This is a genomic window from Ancylobacter aquaticus (assembly GCF_004339465.1).
In the GTDB taxonomy this organism is placed as follows: domain Bacteria; phylum Pseudomonadota; class Alphaproteobacteria; order Rhizobiales; family Xanthobacteraceae; genus Ancylobacter; species Ancylobacter aquaticus.
Genome location: NZ_SMFY01000003.1, coordinates 163485 through 182200 on the forward strand (window position 1 = coordinate 163485; position 18716 = coordinate 182200).

At 68.9% G+C, this 18716-nt stretch carries 17 protein-coding genes; 12 read left to right on the top strand and 5 right to left on the bottom strand.

Features of this window, described 5'->3' with window-relative positions; translation table 11 throughout:
- The first annotated feature begins 1 nt into the window (after position 1).
- The 8 genes from EV667_RS16765 to EV667_RS16800 all read left to right on the top strand — a co-directional run bounded on the left by EV667_RS16765 (position 2) and on the right by EV667_RS16800 (position 8888).
- Entirely contained in the window at positions 2-640 is a 639-nt protein-coding gene (locus EV667_RS16765) for an NrsF family protein (RefSeq protein WP_131836495.1), read from the top strand.
- Between the two features lie 199 nt (positions 641-839).
- A complete protein-coding gene (locus EV667_RS16770; RefSeq protein ID WP_131836496.1) occupies positions 840-2831 on the top strand; it encodes a CocE/NonD family hydrolase in 1992 nt (663 codons plus the stop codon).
- Entirely contained in the window at positions 2828-3469 is a 642-nt protein-coding gene (locus tag EV667_RS16775) for an ABC transporter permease (protein WP_131836497.1), read from the top strand. Before EV667_RS16770 ends, EV667_RS16775 begins: the two co-directional genes overlap by 4 nt.
- Positions 3466-4095, top strand: coding sequence for an ABC transporter permease (locus EV667_RS16780; RefSeq protein ID WP_131836498.1), 630 nt, complete (start codon positions 3466-3468; stop codon positions 4093-4095). Before EV667_RS16775 ends, EV667_RS16780 begins: the two co-directional genes overlap by 4 nt.
- A 12-nt stretch (positions 4096-4107) precedes the next feature.
- Entirely contained in the window at positions 4108-5040 is a 933-nt protein-coding gene (locus EV667_RS16785) for an ABC transporter ATP-binding protein (protein ID WP_131836499.1), read from the top strand.
- Positions 5041-5043: 3 nt separating this feature from the next.
- A complete protein-coding gene (locus EV667_RS16790; RefSeq protein ID WP_131836500.1) occupies positions 5044-7107 on the top strand; it encodes a CocE/NonD family hydrolase in 2064 nt (687 codons plus the stop codon).
- Positions 7104-8015, top strand: a complete 912-nt coding sequence (locus EV667_RS16795) for an ABC transporter substrate-binding protein (protein ID WP_131836501.1) — start codon at positions 7104-7106, stop codon at positions 8013-8015. Before EV667_RS16790 ends, EV667_RS16795 begins: the two co-directional genes overlap by 4 nt.
- An 81-nt stretch (positions 8016-8096) precedes the next feature.
- Positions 8097-8888: a nitrilase-related carbon-nitrogen hydrolase gene (locus EV667_RS16800; RefSeq protein WP_131836502.1), complete on the top strand. Its 792-nt coding sequence runs from the start codon at positions 8097-8099 to the stop codon at positions 8886-8888.
- A gap of 53 nt (positions 8889-8941) precedes the next feature.
- Here EV667_RS16800 and EV667_RS16805 read toward each other — a convergent pair whose 3' ends face one another.
- From EV667_RS16805 to EV667_RS16825, 5 genes are all read right to left on the bottom strand, one after another.
- Positions 8942-9499, bottom strand: a complete 558-nt coding sequence (locus EV667_RS16805; RefSeq protein WP_131836503.1) for a dihydrofolate reductase family protein — start codon at positions 9497-9499, stop codon at positions 8942-8944.
- Positions 9500-9586: 87 nt separating this feature from the next.
- Entirely contained in the window at positions 9587-10468 is an 882-nt protein-coding gene (locus tag EV667_RS16810; RefSeq protein WP_131836504.1) for a glycine betaine ABC transporter substrate-binding protein, read from the bottom strand.
- Between the two features lie 21 nt (positions 10469-10489).
- Positions 10490-11239, bottom strand: coding sequence for an ABC transporter permease (locus EV667_RS16815; protein ID WP_165901637.1), 750 nt, complete (start codon positions 11237-11239; stop codon positions 10490-10492).
- Positions 11239-12345: an ABC transporter ATP-binding protein gene (locus EV667_RS16820; RefSeq protein ID WP_131836505.1), complete on the bottom strand. Its 1107-nt coding sequence runs from the start codon at positions 12343-12345 to the stop codon at positions 11239-11241. Before EV667_RS16820 ends, EV667_RS16815 begins: the two co-directional genes overlap by 1 nt.
- Positions 12346-12357: 12 nt before the next feature.
- Positions 12358-13011 carry an ABC transporter permease gene (locus EV667_RS16825; RefSeq protein ID WP_131836506.1) on the bottom strand — a complete coding sequence of 218 codons (654 nt, stop codon included), beginning with the start codon at positions 13009-13011 and terminating at the stop codon, positions 12358-12360.
- Positions 13012-13339: 328 nt separating this feature from the next.
- Here EV667_RS16825 and EV667_RS16830 point away from each other — a divergent pair, with 328 nt between their 5' ends.
- The 4 genes from EV667_RS16830 (at position 13340) to EV667_RS16845 (ending at position 18686) form a co-directional block, all read left to right on the top strand.
- Entirely contained in the window at positions 13340-14695 is a 1356-nt protein-coding gene (locus tag EV667_RS16830) for an MmgE/PrpD family protein (protein ID WP_131836507.1), read from the top strand.
- Complete coding sequence (locus tag EV667_RS16835) at positions 14692-16281, top strand: FAD/NAD(P)-dependent oxidoreductase (protein WP_131836508.1); 1590 nt, start codon at positions 14692-14694, stop codon at positions 16279-16281. Before EV667_RS16830 ends, EV667_RS16835 begins: the two co-directional genes overlap by 4 nt.
- On the top strand, positions 16268-17446 hold the full coding sequence (locus EV667_RS16840; RefSeq protein WP_131836509.1) for an NAD(P)/FAD-dependent oxidoreductase: 1179 nt from the start codon (positions 16268-16270) through the stop codon (positions 17444-17446). The genes EV667_RS16835 and EV667_RS16840 overlap by 14 nt, the downstream gene beginning before the upstream one ends.
- Positions 17447-17549: 103 nt before the next feature.
- Positions 17550-18686, top strand: coding sequence for a GlxA family transcriptional regulator (locus EV667_RS16845; protein WP_207907787.1), 1137 nt, complete (start codon positions 17550-17552; stop codon positions 18684-18686).
- Positions 18687-18716 lie beyond the last annotated feature (30 nt).

Here is an 18716-nt window from a genome sequence, read left to right on the forward strand (position 1 = left end):
CATGGACACGCAAGACCTCATCCGGGCGATGACCGCCGACACAGGCCGACGGGCGCTGCCGCTGGGCACCGCCTGGCGCGTGGCGATGGGGCTCGCCCTTGTGCTGGCGGGGGCGGTGTTCGCTGTCGCCCTCGGCCCGCGCCCGGATGCGCTGGCCTCGCTGGAGACCGCACGCTTCGTGTTCAAATTCGTCGTGACGCTTGCCTTGGCCGCCAGCGCCTTTGTCCTGCTGCGGCGGCTGGTGCGCCCGGGGGAAGAGACACGCGCGCCGCTGGGCTGGCTGCTGGCCGGGCCGCTGCTGCTGATCGCCGGCGTGGGGCTGGAACTGCTCGCCGTGCCGGAATCCGACTGGGCCCAACGGCTGGTCGGCGTCAATGCCCGCGTCTGCCTCACCTTCATTCCGCTGATCGGCGCCGCGCCGCTTCTGGTGTTCCTGGCGGTGCTGCGCCACGGCGCGCCCACGCGGCCGGCGCTGGCCGGGGCGGTGGCGGGGCTGCTGGCCGGAGGAATGGCGGGCGCGTTCTATGCCGCCCATTGCCCCGACGATTCCCCGCTCTTCGTCGCCACCTGGTACAGCCTGGCCATTGCCGGCCTCGCGGTGGCCGGGGCGGTTCTCGCGCCGCGCCTGGTGCGCTGGTAGGGCGGCAGGGGAGTGCGAACCGAGCGGCCCCGGGGAAGCTGTGCCTGAAAGCTAGGCGACGGCCGCCGCTGCACAGGGGTCGGGCAGGTGCAGCGATTACCTGTCGTCAATCTGACGCGGGAGGTCGCATACGTGGCTTTCACTAGCGGTGCGGCGTGTATCAGTAGGCGGCGATCGTGCCGATGCCTGATAGGACGCCATGCTCATCGAAGAGACCGTCTGGATTGTTCTCAGCGATGGCTGCCGGCTGGCAGCGCGGCTGTGGCGTCCGCGCGCGCCGGCGCCGGTGCCGGCCATCCTCGAATACCTGCCCTACCGGCGGCGCGACCGGCATCGCGGCGACGACGCGATCCTTCATCCGGGTCTCGCCGCCGCCGGCTATGGCGCCATCCGCGTCGACATGCGGGGCGCGGGCGATTCCGACGGCACGATGGACGACGAATACACGCCGCAGGAATGGGCCGACGCCAATGAGGTGATCGCCTGGATCGCGCAGCAGCCGTGGTGTTCGGGCGCGGTGGGCCTCATCGGCCTGTCCTGGAGCGCCTTCAACGCCTTGCAGATCGCCGCCACCCGCCCGCCGGCGCTCAAGGCCATCGTCACCGTCTGCGGCTCCGACGACCGTTTCGCCGACGACATGCACTATATGGGCGGGGCGCTGCTCAACGATAATCTGCAATATGGCGCCACGCTGTTCACCTGGCTGGCGCCCCCGCCCGACCCGGAGATCGTGGGGGAGCGCTGGCGCGAGATGTGGCTCGCCCGCATGCAGGCGATCAGCGAGCCGCCGGCCGCGCGCTGGATGCGACATGCCAACCGGGACGGCTATTGGCGCAGCGGTTCGGCGTGCGAGGACTATTCCCGCATCGAGGTGCCGGTGCTGGCGGTGGGTGGCTGGGCGGATGGCTACACAAATGCGGTGCACCGCCTGCTGTCGCACCTGTCCGGCCCGCGCAAGGGCGTCATCGGTCCCGGCGCTCATGCCTATTCGCATGTGGCGACGCCGGGCCCGGCGTTCGATTTCATCGGCCTCGCCGCCCGCTGGTTCGACCGCTGGCTGAAGGACGTGGACAACGGCATCGAGGCCGAGCCGATGCTCACCGCCTGGATGCAGGAAGACGAGCCGCCCCGGCCGCAATACAGCGTGCGACAGGGGCGCTGGGTGGCCGAGGACACATGGCCGAGCGCCAATGTCGCGTCGCGCACGCTGCATCTTGGCCCCGGTGGCCTCGCCGCCGAAGCCGCCTTGCCCTTCGCGGTAACGGTGAAATCGCCGGGCACGGTCGGCCTCGCCTCGGGCGAATGGTGCCCTTATGGCTGGGGCCCGGACATGCCCGGCGACCAGCGCGAGGACGATGCCGGGTCGGCTTGCTTCGACAGCGGCCCGCTGGACGCGCCGCTGGAAATCCTCGGCCGGCCGGACGTCACACTGAGCGTCACGGTCGATCGGCCGGAAGCGATCCTGGCCATTCGCCTCAACACGGTCGCGCCGGACGGGACAAGCGCGCGTATCACCTATGGGCTGCTGAGCCTGGCCCATCGCGACGGCTTCGCCGCCGGAAAGCCGTTGGTGCCCGGCGAGCGTATCGAAGTGAGCGTTCCCCTCAAGGTCGTCGGCTATCGGGTCCCGGCGGGCCACAGATTGCGGGTCGCCGTCTCCACGCAATACTGGCCGCTGACCATGCCATTGCCCGTCGCGGCGACGGCGACGCTGACGGCCGGCGCCTTGACCTTGCCGCTGCGCGGCGGGGAGGGCGCCGCAGTGCCTGAACTCGGCACACCCTGGTCGCCGCCGCCGCTGGAGGTGGAGGTGATCGAGGCGCCGGCACGCGGCCGGCTCGCCATTACCCATGAGGTCGCCACCGGGCGCGCCAGTGTCGAGGTGGTGCGCAATCTTGGCGCCATCCGCATCGCCGAAACCGGGCTGGAACTGCGCGCGCTCGGCAGCGAAACCTATACGACGCGGCGCGACGACCCCTCCGCAGCCACTTCCGTCGCCCTTCGCACCGCCGCGTTCAGGCGCGGCGACTGGCAAGTGCGGATCGAGACCCGCAGCACGCTGACCGCCACAGTGACCGGCTGGCGGCTTCATGCCGAATATGAGGCGTTTGAAACGGGCGCGCGCGTCTTCGCCCGTGAGTGGACCATCGAGACGCCGCGTGCCGGAGCTCCCGGGAGCGCGGAACCATGAGCCTCGCCGATTTCCTCGCCAGCCGCTGGGAGGATATCCTCGCCGTCTCGTGGTGGCATTTGCGGCTGTCGCTGATGGCGGTGGGCCTGGCGCTCGCCATCGGCCTGCCGCTCGGCATCGCCAGCCACATGAACCGCTTCGCAGCTGCCGTGGTGCTCAACACGGTCAGCGTCATCTACACCGTGCCGACGCTCGCGCTGTTCGGGCTGATGATCCCGCTGCTGGGCATCGGAGTCATCCCGGCCATCGTCGCCGTGGTGCTCTACTCGCTGCTGCCGGTGGTGCAGAACACCTATACCGGCCTCGCCAATATCGACCCGAACCTGCGGGAGGTCGCCGTCGGCATGGGGATGGGCCGCTTCACCCGGCTGTTCCGGGTCGAGCTGCCCCTGGCACTGCCGGTGATTTTCGCCGGGCTCCGGGTGGCGGTGGTCAACGCCATCGGCATGGTGACGCTCGCCTCGCTGATCGCTGCCGGCGGGCTGGGCGACTTCATCTTCCGCGGCATTTCCATCATGTCGTGGAACCTCGTCCTCGCCGGCAGCGTGCCAGTGCTGGCGATGGCGCTGGGCGCCGATTATGTGCTCAAGCGCACCGAGCAGCGCCTCTCCCGCTCCCGCGAGGGAGCCGCGCCATGAGCTTTTCCGAGTATATCGAGGTCTTCGGCGACAACATCCTTTACCTGCTGGAGCAGCACGTCATCCTGTTCGCCATCGCGCTGGCCGCCGCCATCGTCCTCGGCGTGACGCTGGGCACGCTGGTGTACCGCTTCAAGACGCTCGACACGCTGATCGTGCCTGTGGTGAACGTGCTGCAGGCCTGCCCGGAAATCGTGCTGCTGGCCCTCGCCATCCCGTTTCTCGGCATCGGCATATCGGGCGCGCTCGTCCCGCTTTTCGTCAAGGGCGTGCTGCCGATCCTGCGCAACACGGCGAGCGGCTTCGCCTCGGTCGATCCGCGCCTGCTGGAGGCGGCGCGGGGCATGGGCATGTCGCCCGCGCAGATCCTGCTGCGCGTCGAGGTGCCGGCGATCCTGCCCATCGTCATCGCGGGGATCCGCATCTCCGCCGTGATGCTCGTCTCGGTGCTGACGCTGACCGCCTATATCGGCGTCGACAGCCTCGGCACGCTGATCCTGCAGGGCATTTCCCGCATGGACACGACGCCGCTGCTGATCGGCTCCGGCCTCACCGCGCTGCTCGCCATCACCGTCAACTACCTGCTGTTCGGGCTGGAGCGTCTCGCCAGCCGGCGCGTATCATAGGAAGGCGTGCCGATGGCGCTCCAGGTCGAGTTCCGCGATGTCACCAAGGCCTTCCCCGGCACGCCGCCGGCGGTGGATCGGCTGTCGCTGACGGTCGAGGCGGGTACCATCCTCGCGCTGGTGGGGCCGTCGGGCTGCGGCAAGACCACGACGATGAAGATGGTCAACCGGCTGATCGAGCCGACGAGCGGCGACATCGTGCTCGGCGACACTCCGATCTCGCAGATGCCGGTGAAGGAACTGCGGCGGATGATCGGCTATGTCATCCAGTATGTCGGGCTGTTCCCGCATATGAGCGTGGCCGAGAACATCGCCATCGTTCCCCGCCTGCTGGGCTGGGGCAAGGCCCGCATCGATGCCCGTGTCGACGAACTGCTCACCCTCGTCGGTCTGGTGCCGGAGACGCACCGCGCCCGCTACCCCCGCAGCCTTTCCGGCGGCCAGCAGCAGCGCGTCGGTGTCGCCCGGGCGCTCGCCGCCGATCCCCCGGTGCTGCTGATGGACGAGCCCTTCGGCGCGCTCGACCCGATCACCCGCGTGCGGGTGCAGGATGAATTGCTGGCGATCCAGCGCAAGGTGCGAAAGACCATCATCATCGTCACCCACGACATGGACGAGGCGATCCGCCTTGGCGACAAGGTCGCCGTGCTGCGGGCCGGGCGGCTCGTCCAGCACCAGCCGCCGGTCGACATCCTGCGCCACCCCAAGGACGATTTCGTCGCCGAGCTGATCGGCCATGACCGGCTGGTGAAGCTGCTCAGCACGCTCTCCGTCGCCTCGGTGATGGGCGATGCTGCCGCCCCCGCAGCGGCCCCCGCCATCGACCGCACCGCCACGCTGGAGGCGGCCTTTCTACAGATGCTCGATACTGGCCGGGACGAGCTAGCGGTGGAAGGTGGCGGCAGCCTGCACATCCGCGACCTCCTGCGCGCGAGCACGGGTTGATCCATGACAGCCTCCGCCGCAGCCCCGCACGAGGTGGAATGCCAGCGCCACATCTGGATTCCGATGCCGGACGGCGTGAGGCTGGCGGCGCGGCTGTGGCGGCCGGCGGGGCTCGACCGGCCCGTGCCGGCGATCGTCGAATACATCCCCTATCGCAAGTCGGACGGCATGGCCGCGCGGGACGCCCGGGTCCATCCCTTCTTTGCCGCCCATGGCTATGCGTGCCTGCGCATCGACATTCGCGGCTCCGGCGATTCCGAGGGGCTGCTGGCCGACGAATACACCGCGCAGGAACAGGCGGACGCCCTTGTCGCGCTGGAGTGGATCGCCGCCCAGCCCTGGTGTGATGGCCGCATCGGCATGATGGGCATCTCCTGGGGCGGCTTCAACGCGCTGCAGGTCGCCGCGCTGCGCCCGCCGCAGCTGAAGGCGATCCTCACGGTCGGGTCGACCGACGACCGTTACGCCGACGATGTCCATTACATGGGCGGCTGCCCGCTGAGCGCGAACCTCACCTGGTCGCAGACCTTCTTCGCCGACCTCTCCCGCCCGCCGGACCCTGATGTAGTCGGCGAGGGCTGGCGCGAGGCGTGGCTTGAGCGGGCCGACAAGGCCGCGCTGTTCATCGCAGAATGGACCCGCCACCCGCTGCGCGATGCCTATTGGCGGCAGGGTTCGGTGGGCGAGGATTATTCCCGCATCGAGGTGCCGGTGCTGGCCGTGGGCGGCTGGGCGGATTCCTACAGCAACGCCGTGCCGCGCCTCGTTTCGGGCCTTCCCGGCATGCGGTGGGGGCTCATCGGCCCGTGGGGGCACGACTATCCCCATCTCGCCGTGCCCGGCCCGGCGATCGACTTTCTTGGCGAGGCGCTGCGCTGGTGGGACCGCTGGCTAAAGGGCGTCGACACCGGCATCGAGAGCGAGCCGCTTTTGCGCGTGTGGCTGCAGGACGAGCTGCCCGCCGATCCCGCCCATGAGCAACGCCCGGGACGTTGGGTCGGCTTCGACGTCTGGCCCTCGCCCGACGTGGCCGTTCAGCCGCTTTATCTCGGCACCGCCGGGCTTGAGCCGATCCCGCCGCCGTCGGCGACGCTCACGCATCTGAGCCCGCTCGACATCGGCACCGGCGCCGGCGAATGGTGCGCCTATGGCGTTGCGGCCGACCAGCCGACCGACCAGCGCGAGGATGACGGGCGCTCCCTGTGTTTCGACACGCTGCCCTTGCAGCAGGACGTCGCGGTGATCGGCCCGCCGGTGCTCCATCTGGAACTGGCGGTGGACCGGCCGCGGGCCATAGTGGCGGTGCGGCTGAACGATGTCGCACCGGACGGCACCTCGTCGCGGGTGAGCTATGGCCTGCTCAACCTCAATCACATCGAGGGGCACGACCGCTTCACCGCGCTTCAGCCGGGGCGGTGCTACAGCGTCGCCATCGCGCTCAATGACGTTGCCCATCGCTTCAAGGCCGGCCATCGCCTGCGCGTCGCCCTCTCCACCTCCTACTGGCCGACCGTGTGGCCGGCACCCGAGGCGGCGACGCTGAGCCTGTTCACCGGCGCGAGCCGGCTCGACCTCCCGGTCTGGCAGCCGGGCACGGGCTCGCGCCTCCTGCCGGACATGGACCCGCCGGTGCTCCCGCCGCCCGAGCCGCGCACCCTGCTGCGCGCCGGTAGCTTCCGCCGCGAGGTGTCGCGCGAGCTGGTGTCCGGCCTGAGCCGAACGCATGTCCGCCTCGACTATGGCGAGGAGCGCATCGAGCCGAGCGGCATGGTGATCGGCCGGATCAACGACGAGACCTATGAGATCGCGGCCGGCGACCCGCTCTCCGCCCGCATCGAGACCGGTTGGACCATGACCCTGGCGCGCGGCGACTGGTCGGTCCGTACCGAGAGCCACGCCTGCATGAGCGGAGACGCCGCCAGCTTCCACATTTCCGCGCGGCTCGACCTCTTCGAGGGCGATGTCCTCGCCAAGACGAGAACCTGGGACATCTCGATCCCGAGGGAAGGCACCTGCAACCACGACGCGGCCAACAGCGTCGCACATCCAGAGGAACAGAACGCATGAACCGGCCCTTCACCCGCCGCGCCGTCTGCGCCGCCGCAGCCGTGACGCTCGCGCTTACCGCCATCGCCGTGCCGCGCGCGCAGGCCGAGACGCCGATCAAGATCGGCTGGCCCAACATCACCGAGCAGGCCATGCTCGGCATCATGGCGGCGCTCGTCATCGAGAAGAAGCTCGGCCTGCCGGTGGAACGCTTCGCCAATCTCGGCGGCACCGGCATCGCCCAGCAGGCGATCCTTTCCGGCGCCATCGACGTGCTGCCGGATTATACCGGCGACGCGCTTGCCAATGTGCTGAAGCTGGACCCGATCACCGACCCGAAGAAGGCCTATGAGGTCGTCCGCGACGCCTACAAGGACAAGTACAAGATCACCTGGCTCGCGCCGACCAGCTTCAACAATACCTATGCGCTCGCGCTGAAGGCGGACAAGGCCAAGGAACTGAACATCAAGACCATATCGGACCTCGCCAAGCAGGCGCCGGAATGGACGCTCGGCTCCTCGGTCGAGTTCGCCGCCCGCCCGCTCGACGGCTATCCCGGCATGAGCAAGCATTACGGCTACAAGTTCGGCTCCATCAAGCCGATGGAGATCGGCCTGATGTATACGGCGGTCGACAGCGGCTCGGTCGATGTCATCGTCGCCTTCGCCACCGATGCGCGCATCGGCAAGGTGGGCCTCGCCGTGCTTGACGACGACAAGCTGTTCTTTCCCGCCTACAACGCCGCCATCACCGTGCGCGACGACATACTGGCCAAGCACCCGGAGATCGGCCCGGCCATCGAGGCCGTGACCAACTCGCTCGACACCGAGACCCAGATCAAGCTGAACGGGCAGGCCGATATTGACGGCCTCGACATCGAGAAGGTCGCCGAAATCTACCTGAAGGAGAAGGGCTTTATTCCGAAGTAAGGCGGGACGAGCCGTCGACGGACGACATCTCGGCGGGCCGGGGCCTTGGGCGCCCCGGCCTTGCCTATAGAGGAACCCCTCATGACCGACAGCCTGCGCATCGCCATCGCCCAGAACGGGACGCCGCCGGAGAGCCATGACGAGGCGTTCGCTTTGCTAGAGCGGGCGGTCGCGCAGGCGCCGGACGCCGATCTCATCGCGCTGCCCGAACTCGCACTGTGCGGCTATGGCGCGCCCGAGCGCGTGCGCCGGCTTGCCGTGGCGCAGGACGCGCCGTTCATCGACCGGGTGCGGGAACTCGCCCGGCGCGCGGCCACCGGCTTTGTTCTCGGCTATGCCGAAGAGGCGGAGGGGGTGCTCTACAACGCCGCCATCGCCATTGGGCCGGAGGGCGGCGTTCGCGGCAATTACCGCAAGGTCAATCTCTGGGGCCCGCATGAGAAGGGCCTGTTCGCGCCGGGCCTGCCGTCGCCAGTCATGCCATGGAGCGGGCTGAAGCTCGGCCTGCTCATCTGCTACGATCTCGAATTCGCCGAGGCCGCGCGCGATCTCGTGCTGCGCGGGGCGGATACGCTCATCGTCATCAGCGCCACCAGCCATCCCTACGCCGTGGTGCCGGAGGTTCTCGTGCCGGCGCGCGGCTATGAGAATGGCTGCCACGTCGTCTACGCCAATGCCGTGGGGCGCGACGCGGCGTTCAATTTTATCGGCATGAGCCGCATCACCGCGCCGGACGGCTCGGTGATGGCGGCCGCGACCTCCGAGGGGCCGGCGCTGATCGCGGCGGAAGTGAAGCGTGCCACCGTGGAGGCCTGGCGGGCCGGCCACGACTATCTCGCCGACCGCCGTTCCGACCTCTACCGGCTGGGGTGAGATCGCGCGCCAGACCCCCGCACTTTGCCGGCCATGAAGGGGACGTCTCAGGCTCAGTGCGCGCGCCGATAGTGCAGAGCGACCGCGCCGTTGCGGAGCGGCTTGGCCGAGACAAGCGCCAGCCGTCGCGCACCGGGCAGCCCGCGCTGGTACAGGGTCGGGCCGTGGCCGGCGATCATGGGATGGACGAGGAACTGGTATTCGTCGATCAGATCCAGCCGGTCCAGTTCGGTCGCCAACGTGCCGCTGCCGAGGAGTACGCCGGCCGGAGTCGCGTCCTTGAGCCTCTGCACGCGGGTTCGCAGGTCGCCGGCGATGTGATGGCTGTTGGCCCACGGAAAGTCCGTTCGCGTCGACGACACCACATATTTCGGTTTGGCCTCCAGCTTGACCGCCCATTCGCGTATCGCCGGCGGCGCCTCGAAATCGCCGCGCGCCACCGCCGGCCAGTAGCTCTCCATCATCTCGTAGGTGATGCGGCCGAACAGCATCGCCCCGGCCTCGTCCATGAGGCGGGTGAAGAACGCGTGCGTCTCTGCATCCGCGATTCCCTCCTCATGGTCGATGCAGCCGTCGAGAGTGACATTCAGGCTGAAGGTCAACAGTCCCATGCGACGAGCCTACGCCATCCGCTTGCGAAGGCGTAGGGCTGTCGCGAGCGACCTCCCTTGGGATCGGGGAGGGGCGCGCCCCTTGCCTCAGATCAGCCCCTGCTGCTTGAGAAAGCCGGCCGCCACCTCTTCCACCGACTTCTTGTCGACGTCGATCGAGGCGTTGAGCTTCGCCATGGTCTGGTCGTCCAGCTTGGCGGAGAGGCCGTTGAGGATGTCGGCGAGCTTCGGGTTGGCATCCAGCACCTCCTTGCGGACGACCGGGGTCATCGCATAGGTCGGGAAATAGCCCTTGTCGTCCGTCAGCACGACGAAGTCGAAGGCGGGGATGCGCCCGTCGGTGGCGAAGACCAGGCCGACATCGACCTGCCCGTCCTTCAGCGCCTGATAGACGATGCCGGTGTCCATGCGCTTGACGGATTCACGGCCGAAGCTAAAGCCGTAGCTTTCCTCCAGCGGCTTGAGGCCGTCGGGCCGGGCGTAGAATTCGGCGTTCGATCCGAAGGTCAGCGTGTCGCCGCCCTTGATCTTGGCGGCGAGGTCGGAGATCGAGACGATGCCCTTCGCCTTCGCATCGGCGGCGCGCATAGCGAAGGCGTAGGTGTTGTTGGCCTTGGACGGGTTCAGCCAGACCAGGCCCTTGGGCGCGTCGAGCTCCTTCACCTTGGCGTAGGTCGCCTCGGCATCCAGCTTGTCCGTCACCTTGTTGAAGGTGATGAGCGACGTGCCGGTATATTCCCAGTAGACGCCGATCTGGCCGTTTTCCTGCGCCTGGCGCAGCGGCGCGGTGCCGAGGCCGGCCCGCTTGTCGACCTCGAAGCCCTTCGCGCTGAGAAGCTGGGCGGTCATTTCCGCCATGAGTTGCTGCTCGGTGTAGTTCTTGCCGCCGACCACGATGGTGTCGGCGCTGGCCGCACCGGCCAAGCCGAGAAACGCCGCCGCAACGGCCATAGCCTTCAGTAAACGCATCTTCTTCTCCTCTGGATGTTGTTATCTCAAGGGATTGACGCCGCGTGGCACCAGCCAGAACTGCAATTGACCGACAAGAAAATCGACCGCGACGGCGAGCAGGGCGGTCGGGATGGCGCCTGCCAGCAGGAGGCCGGTATCCATCAGGTCGATGCCGGTGAAGATCAGCTCGCCCAGCCCCCCGCCGCCGATGAGGAAGGCGAGCGGCACGGTGCCGACATTGATGGCCAGCGCGGTGCGGATTCCGGCGGCGATGACGAATAGCGCGTTGGGCAGTTCGACCTGGAACAGGATCTGCCTATTGGTCATGCCCATGCCGCGCGCGGCCTCGACGAGCGCCGGCGGCACGGCGCGAAGGCCGGCAACGGTGTTGAGCACGATCGGCAGCAGGGTGAGCACCGCCAGTCCGAAGATCGCAGGCGGCGCCCCCAGGCCGAGCACCGTCATCGCCAGGGCGAGGATGGCCAGCGTCGGGATGGTGGTGCCCAGATTGATGATCTGCGCCACCAGCGGCCCGAACAGGCCGAGGCTGCGCCGCGCCAGCACGATGCCGATGGGGATGCCGGTGAGAATGGCGATGGCACCGGAGATGGCGACCAGTTCCATATGCTGCAGGGTGAGGAAGTGGATATCCTCGCGATAGGCCATCATCGCGGTCAGCGTGCCGCTGGCGCTCGCCCAGATGCCGAGCAGAAACACGAGGCCGAGCACGGTGAGACGCCAGAGGCTCGCCAGCGCCCGCATGGGATGTGTCGCCTGCGCGCCCTGCATCACCTGTCCCGATAGGTTGCACCCAGAAGATGGGTGATGCCGCGCTGGGTGATGTAGCCCTGATAGACGCCGTCCGCGTCGATGCAGGCGAGCCAGGACTGGTCGTTGGTGAACATCTGCGACACCGCATTGCGCAGATTGTCGTCGACGCGCACGACGCTCGTCAGCTTCTCGAAATGGTCGCCGACCTTGCCCCGCTTGCCGCGCAGGGCCTCCACACGAACGAAGCCCAGCACCTTGCCGTGCGGACCGACCATGACCACCGAAATGTGGCCGTGCTGCTCCATCAGCGCCAGCGCCGTCTCGACGCTGTCCTGCGGGCTGACGCGCGGGGGATCGGCGGTCATCGCGTCGCGCACCGTGATCAGGCGCAGGCGCTTCAGCGTGCGGTCGGCGCCGACGAAATCGGCAACGAAGCTGTCGGCAGGATGGGCGAGGATGGTGTCGGGCGTGTCGTACTGGACGAGCCGGCCGGCCCGGAAGATGGCGACGCGTGAGGCCATCTTCACCGCCTCGTCAATGTCGTGGCTGACGAAGATGACGGTCTTCTTCAGAGCCGCCTGCAGCTTCATGAACTCGTCCTGGATAACCTCGCGGTTGATCGGGTCGATGGCGCCGAAAGGCTCGTCCATGAGCAGGACCGGCGGATCGGCCGCCAGCGCGCGGATGACGCCGATGCGCTGCTGCTGCCCGCCGGACAGTTCTTTGGGGTAGCGCTTGGCGTAGGCGGCGGGCTCCAGATTGACCATTTCCAGCAGCTCGGCGGCGCGCCGGCGCGAGGCTTTGCGGTCATGGCCGAGCATGTCGGGGACCACGCAGATATTGTCCTCGACCGTCTTGTTGGGAAACAGGCCGATCTGCTGGATGACATAGCCGATGGAGCGGCGCAGCTGCACCGCGTCGACCTCGGTCACGTCCTTGCCGTCGATGAAGATGCGCCCGCCCGAAGGCTCGATCAGGCGGTTGACCATCTTCATGGTCGTTGTCTTGCCGCAGCCCGACGGGCCGAGCAGCACGCATACCTCGCCGGCGCCGACCTCCATGCTGACATTGTCGACGGCGGTGGTGGCGCCGAAGATCTTGGTGAGGTTCTTGAGCCGGATCATGTCGCCCCGCTGTCAGGATTGCCGCAGCCCGACGGGCGTGAGGCGCCGCTGCAGCAGGAGAAGGCCGAGATCGGCGAGGATGGCGAGCACGCTGACCGCGATGGCGCCGGTGATGAGCTGGCGCGGATCGGTCTGCGAGATCCCGCGCGAAATGAACACGCCGAGCCCGCCGGCGCCGATATAGGTCGCGATGGTGGCGATGGCGATGTTGAGCACGACTGCGTTGCGCACCCCGTTGATGATGACCGGCAGCGCCACCGGCAGCTCCACCTCGCGCAGCCGCTGGAACGCGGTCATGCCCATGCCGCGCGCCGCCTCGCGCAGCGCGGGGTCGATGTTCATGATGGCGGTGTAGGTGTTCCGGATGATCGGCAGCTGCGAATAAAAGATGAGCGCGATCACCGCCGGCAGATAGCCGATGCCCTGGCCTATGGGCGACAGTACCGGGATGAGCAGGCCGAAAAAGGCGATGGACGGGATCGTCATGATGATCGCGGCGCCATACAGCACGCGGTCGGCCGCGACGCGGCTCTGGGTGATGAGAATGCCGATGGGCACCCCGGTGAGAATGGCGATGCTCACCGCCACGCCGACGAGCGAGATGTGCTCCCACCCCCGCGCGAGGATCTGCGACCAGTTGGCGATGGCGAAGTTCAGGGTTTCCAAGGCCGTTGCTTCCCGAATGAGTGCCCGATCCCGCAGCCGAAGGGGCCTTGCTGCAACGCCTCTACTGATGCACGGGCAGGGTGCAGCTTTCGTAGGGTTTTTCGACACCGGGGGCGAGGATTCCGACATCGCCGCCATTCCCCGGTATTTTTCACCGGCAATCGGCCGGGGCCAGGTTGTTACGATGCCCGCGACGGTTGTCGGTGTCATGTCGCGTTTCTGATGGCGCTCGTCGCAAAGGGCAGGGTGGCCGATCCGCGCGCCCTGCAAGGATTGTCGCTGTCGGGTTCGGCGTGTGCGTCCCGGCCGGCTCTCCAGAGGCGACACCATGAACGTCCAGAATTTCATCCACGATCTGCGCTATGCCGACCTGCCTGTCCCGGTGGCGGCGCTGGCGCGGCGCTGCCTGCTCGATCTGATCGGCGTGGCCGCCAGCGGCCGGCGTACCGATCTGGCACGGATCGTCAGCGATCACGCCGCCCGCCAGTTCGGCGCCGGGGAGGGGCGCGGGGCGAGGATGATCTTCGACGGACGGCGGGTCTCCCCGGCAGGGGCCGCTTATGCCGGCGCCTCGCTGATCGATTCCTTCGACGCCCATGACGGCCACGCCCTGACCAAGGGCCATGCCGGCGTCGCCCTCCTGCCGGCGCTGCTCGCCTTCTGGGAGGCGGAGGATCTGGCGCTGGACGACCGCGAGGTGCTGACCTGCCTCGTCATCGGCTATGAAATCGCCACCCGCGCCGGCATCGCCCTGCATGCCAGCGCCTGCGATTACCACACCTCGGGCGCCTGGAACGCGCTTGCCTGCGCCGCGCTCGGCGCCCGGCTGATGAAGCTGTCCCCTGCGCAGACGCGCGAGGCGCTCGGCACGGCCGAATATCACGGCCCGCGCAGCCAGATGATGCGCTGCATCGACCACCCCACCATGCTGAAGGACGGTTCCGGCTGGGGCGCTCTGGCCGGTGTTTCCGCCGCCTATCTCGCGGCCGACGGCTTCACCGGCGCCCCGGCGCTGACGCTGGAGGCACCGGAACAGCAGGCGCTGTGGGGCGATCTCGGCAGCCGCTGGTACATTCTCGAACAGTATTTCAAGCCTTACCCGGTCTGTCGCTGGGCGCAGCCGGCGGTGGAGGCGGCGCGCCGGCTGATGGCCGAGCACGGGCTCACGGGGGCCGATGTTGCCGATGTCGAGGTGAGGAGCTTCGCGGAGGCGGTGCGCCTCGCCTCGGCCCGCCCGGCAACCACCGAGGAGGCGCAGTACAGCCTGCCCTTCCCGCTGGCGGCGATGATCCTGCGCGGGCGGCTCGGCGCCGACGAAATCACCGGCGCCGGCCTTTCCGACCCCGCCGTGCTGGAGCTTTCCGCCTCCATCCGCCTGGTCGAGGACCCCGATATCTGCGCCCGTTTTCCCGCCGAGCGCTTCGCCGTGGTCGCGCTGACGACCCGCGACGGGCGGCGTGTCACGTCGGAATGGACGCAGGCCGAGGGCGGGCCGGCCAATCCGCTGTCGGACGCCGCCATCTCCGCCAAGTTCCACGCGTTGGCCGGCCGGCTCGGCGACAACCGCCGGCAGGTGATCGAGACGCTGGTCGCGGGCATGGGCATGGATACGGGCGTGGGCGCTGGAGCCCTGGCGGCGGACCTCGCCGAACAGGTGCTGGCGCCGATCGGAGACGGTGCATGAGCGTCGACCCTCGTTCCGTCGCCGGCAAGACGCTTTCGGTCGCCGGGCACGCCCAGCTTCTCGTTATCGGGGCCGGCCCCGCCGGCCTTGCCGCCGCCATCGAGGGCGCGCAGCGCGGGCTCTCCGTGGTGCTGGTCGACGAGAACCCGGTGCCGTTCGAGACCATGGGCGAGAGCGTGCCGCTGCATTTCGGCGGCCGTGTCGGCGGCGTGGCGCGCAACCGCAATGCCATGATGGAGGCGATGCTGGAGAGCGCACCGGACCTCGCCACCGCGTTCGAACTCGGCGTCGATGTGCGGCTCGGCACCGCATGCTGGGGGCTCTATGCCAATGGCGCCAATCTAGGCTGGATGCCGGGTCCGCTCGCCGGCCTCGCCGACGAGGAGAGCGGCACGTATCTCGTCAGCTTCGAGCGCGCCATCGTCGCCACCGGGCGGCGCGACATGGGCCTCGCCTTCCCCGGCTGGGAGGCGCCGGGGGTGATGGGGGCGACGGCCGCCGTGCAGCTGGCCACGCGCTATGGCGCGCTGGCAGGCACCCGGGCGGTCGTGCTCGGCACGACGGCCGAGGCGCTGCTGGCGGCGCTTGCGCTTCGCGCGCAGGGCATCGCCGTGGCGGCGGTGATCGAGCAGGCGCCCGCGCCGGTGGGACCGGACGATCTCGTCGCCGAGCTGCGCGCCGCCGGCGTCGCCATTCGCTGCGGCGAGGTGGTGCGCGCGGTCGAGACCGATCTCGATGGCGTGCGCGGCGTGACGACATCCGCCGGTGTGCTCGCCTGCGACCTCGTCGTGCTAGGCATCGGCGCCGTGCCGATGGTCGATCTGCTCGATGCCGCGGGCTGCGTGCTGGCCTTCGACGCGGCACGGGGGGGCTATGCGCCCGTGCTCGACGAGGCGGCGCGCACCAGCGTCGCCGTCGTCCAGGCGGTGGGGGACTGTGCCGGCATCTGGCCAGCCAAGAGCGGGAACGTGGCCATTGCCGAAATGGAGGCACGATACGCGGCTGCGGTCGCAGCCAGCGCGCTGGGCGAGGCCGGCGAGGCTCCCTCTGCCGCACCGCCGCCCGGCGAAGCCACCTACGACATCGACGCCTACCGCAAGGACTGGGTGCGTGCCAGCGTGATCGAGGCGGCGGGCGAGCCCTATGTCTGCCAGTGCGAGGAAGTCACGGCGCGCGAGATTCTCGACGTGCGCCCGCCGCGTTATCTCGACTGGCAGGGCGCCGACAACCGCCCGCGCAGCCTTGCCAGCCTGCTGGGCGAGGGACCGCCGCACCCGGACCAGATCAAGCGCCTCACCCGGGCCGGCATGGGCCCATGCCAGGGCCGGCGCTGCCGCGAGCAGATCCAGGCTCTGCTTGCCCTTCAGGCCGCGGTGCCGCTCGATGCCGTGCCCCTCGCCGGCTATCGCGCGCCGGTGCGTCCGTTGCCTCTCAAGGCCGCCGCGCCGCAAAGCGAGGACGCGGCCTTTGGCGAGCAGTGGGATTCCTGGTTCGGCATGCCCCGCCAGTGGGTGCCGTTCTGGGATGTCGAGGAGGAGTACACCGTTGCCGGCCTTGCCGTGGAAAAGCCCCATGCCAGCGAATGATCTCACGCAGCCGGAGGGCGCCAGGGGCGCCTCCGTGATCGTCGTCGGGGGCGGGGTGACGGGCTTGAGCGCGGCCTGGTGGCTGGCCCGCGCCGGGGTGGATGTCGTCGTCATCGAGAAGGGCATCGTCGGCTGGGAGGCGTCGGGGCGCAATGGGGGCGGGTGCTCGCACCACCATTCCCCGCTCTTCGCCGAGGAGCAGCGGCTCTGGCCGCTGATGGACGAGTTGCTCGGCCATCCCACCGAGTTCCAGCCGAACCGGGTGCGCATCGCGCTCAACGAGAAGCAGCTGGCGCTCTACAGCCGTGCGGTGGTCAATGCCCGCCATCAGGGCTTCCGCATCGACGAGATCGACGCAAGGCAGGTGCGCGAACTGGTGCCGCTTGCGGGCGACAACGTCTTTGCCGGCCACTACTACCATTTCGGCGGCCACGCCAACCCGCACCGCACGGTGCAGGCCTATGCGTGGGCCCTCCAGGCACTGGGCGGGCGGGTGATGCAGCACACCGCCGTCACCGGTTTTGCGACCGAAGGCGGCCGGGTGGTCGCGGTGGACACCGACCAGGGCCGCTTCGGCTGCGACCATCTCGTGCTGGCGGCCGGCCCGCAGAGCGGGCGGCTGGCGGGGCTGCTTGGCGTCGACATTCCGTTGAAGGTTGCCCGCGCCGAGATGATCGTCACCGAGGCGCTGCCGCTGATGCCGCTCGGCGGTGTCGACGGCAATGGCCTTTACGGCCGGCAGACCCTGCGCGGGAATCTCGCTTATGGCGGTGGCCCGCATGAATGGGTGGAGACGGAGGAGCTGCCGGGCGGCCCCCGGCCGGCAACCCCGCTGATGCTGAACATCGCCAAGCGGGTGGCCGAATTGCTGCCGCTCGCCGGCCATGCCCGCATCATCCGTTCCTGGGCCGGGCTCATCGAGAACACGCCGGACGGCCGGCCCGTGATCGACCGGCCGGAAGGCTGGGACAACCTCACCGTCGCCACGCTGTCAGGCGTCGGCTTCGGCCTGTCGCCGGCGAGCGGGCGGGCCATCCAGCAGCTGGTGACGGACGGGGCGTGCTCCTTCGCCGACCTCTCGTCCCTGCGCCTCGGGCGCTTCGCCCGGCTGGAGCCGGACTGGGCGGCGTTGCAGGGCTGGCAGGCGGCGGCCATGGCCTCCTGAAGGCGGGGGGCGGCTTCGACAGAGGGTCCGCCATGTCGGTTTCATTGCCCTGATGACGGTTTTGAGCCAATCTAAAGACCTCTCTTCCGCCCCCGGGGTCCACATGTTCTACGACGAGGTCACCGAACCTCTGACGTTCAGCTTCCTGCTGATCGAGAACCTCTCGCTGATGAGCCTGTCCTCGGCCATCGAGCCGCTGCGCTCGGCCAACCGGCTGATCGGACGCGAAGTTTTCCGCTGGCGGCTGTGCAGCATAGATGGCGAGCCTGTGGTCGCCTCCAACGGCATAAGGCTCGACGCCGCCCCGGTGGCGCAGGCGCTGGAAGGCTCGCATGCCATTTTCGTTTGCGGCGGCATGCGGATCGCGCCTGATGACGTGAAGCGCTACCTCGCCGTGCTGCGCGGCGCGGCACGGCGCGGCATCGCGGTGGGCTCGCTCTCCACCGGCAGCTATCTTCTCGCCTGGGCCGGGCTGCTCGACGGCTATCGCTGCACCATCCATTGGGAGAACGGCGCCGCCTTCGAGGAGGATTTTCCCAAGGTGATCGCCACCGGCAAGATCTACGAGATCGACCGTGACCGGATGACCTGCTCGGGCGGCACGGCGGCGATGGACATGATGCTGCACGTCATCGCCGATCGGTATGATCCCGACCTCGCCCAGCGCGTCGCCAACCAGTTCCACCACGAGCGCATCCGCGACGCCAATGACGAGCAGCGCGGCGGCCGGCTGCGGCGGGTGGGCAGCCTTCCCGCCCCGCTGCAGCGCACCGTGCAGACCATGCAGCGCCATCTGGAAGCGCCGGTCAGTGTCGGCGAGCTGGCGCAGGCGGCGGGCCTCAGTCCGCGCCAGCTGGAGCGGCTGTTCAGCCAGCATCTCGGCATGACGCCGGCGCGCTATTATCTCTCGCTGCGAGTCGACCGGGCGCGCGAGCTGCTCATCTATACCAGCCAGCCGATCCTGGAGATCGCGGTGGCCGTCGGCTTCGCCTCCACCTCGCATCTCAGCCAGTGGTTCAAGCGCCTGCATGGCATGCGCCCGAGCGAACTGCGCGAACGCGCCGGCCGGCGGCAGGGCCCGCAGGCGGAGGGGCAGGCGGGACCGGCGGGCAGCGACGTTACCTCCTTGTCGCCGCCGGCGGGCAGCGACGTCGCCTCCCCATCGCTGCCGACTGGCAGCGACGTCGCCTCCTTGTCGCCGGCTGTCGCATTCGGGACCGACCTGACGGCGAAACCGTAGGATACTCGCGTCTCGCATGCCGGGAGCCGA

What these genes read in the sequence shown, in the direction of transcription:
- EV667_RS16765 (WP_131836495.1), top strand. Translation starts at nt 2, where the DNA reads ATGGACACGCAAGACCTCATCCGGGCGATGACCGCCGACACAGGCCGA.
- EV667_RS16805 (WP_131836503.1), bottom strand. Translation starts at nt 9,499, where the DNA reads ATGGGACTGTTGACCTTCAGCCTGAATGTCACTCTCGACGGCTGCATC.
- EV667_RS16810 (WP_131836504.1), bottom strand. Translation starts at nt 10,468, where the DNA reads ATGCGTTTACTGAAGGCTATGGCCGTTGCGGCGGCGTTTCTCGGCTTG.
- EV667_RS16795 (WP_131836501.1), top strand. Translation starts at nt 7,104, where the DNA reads ATGAACCGGCCCTTCACCCGCCGCGCCGTCTGCGCCGCCGCAGCCGTG.
- EV667_RS16775 (WP_131836497.1), top strand. Translation starts at nt 2,828, where the DNA reads ATGAGCCTCGCCGATTTCCTCGCCAGCCGCTGGGAGGATATCCTCGCC.
- EV667_RS16845 (WP_207907787.1), top strand. Translation starts at nt 17,550, where the DNA reads ATGTTCTACGACGAGGTCACCGAACCTCTGACGTTCAGCTTCCTGCTG.
- EV667_RS16790 (WP_131836500.1), top strand. Translation starts at nt 5,044, where the DNA reads ATGACAGCCTCCGCCGCAGCCCCGCACGAGGTGGAATGCCAGCGCCAC.
- EV667_RS16770 (WP_131836496.1), top strand. Translation starts at nt 840, where the DNA reads ATGCTCATCGAAGAGACCGTCTGGATTGTTCTCAGCGATGGCTGCCGG.
- EV667_RS16840 (WP_131836509.1), top strand. Translation starts at nt 16,268, where the DNA reads ATGCCAGCGAATGATCTCACGCAGCCGGAGGGCGCCAGGGGCGCCTCC.
- EV667_RS16785 (WP_131836499.1), top strand. Translation starts at nt 4,108, where the DNA reads ATGGCGCTCCAGGTCGAGTTCCGCGATGTCACCAAGGCCTTCCCCGGC.
- EV667_RS16780 (WP_131836498.1), top strand. Translation starts at nt 3,466, where the DNA reads ATGAGCTTTTCCGAGTATATCGAGGTCTTCGGCGACAACATCCTTTAC.
- EV667_RS16820 (WP_131836505.1), bottom strand. Translation starts at nt 12,345, where the DNA reads ATGATCCGGCTCAAGAACCTCACCAAGATCTTCGGCGCCACCACCGCC.
- EV667_RS16830 (WP_131836507.1), top strand. Translation starts at nt 13,340, where the DNA reads ATGAACGTCCAGAATTTCATCCACGATCTGCGCTATGCCGACCTGCCT.
- EV667_RS16835 (WP_131836508.1), top strand. Translation starts at nt 14,692, where the DNA reads ATGAGCGTCGACCCTCGTTCCGTCGCCGGCAAGACGCTTTCGGTCGCC.
- EV667_RS16815 (WP_165901637.1), bottom strand. Translation starts at nt 11,239, where the DNA reads ATGCAGGGCGCGCAGGCGACACATCCCATGCGGGCGCTGGCGAGCCTC.
- EV667_RS16800 (WP_131836502.1), top strand. Translation starts at nt 8,097, where the DNA reads ATGACCGACAGCCTGCGCATCGCCATCGCCCAGAACGGGACGCCGCCG.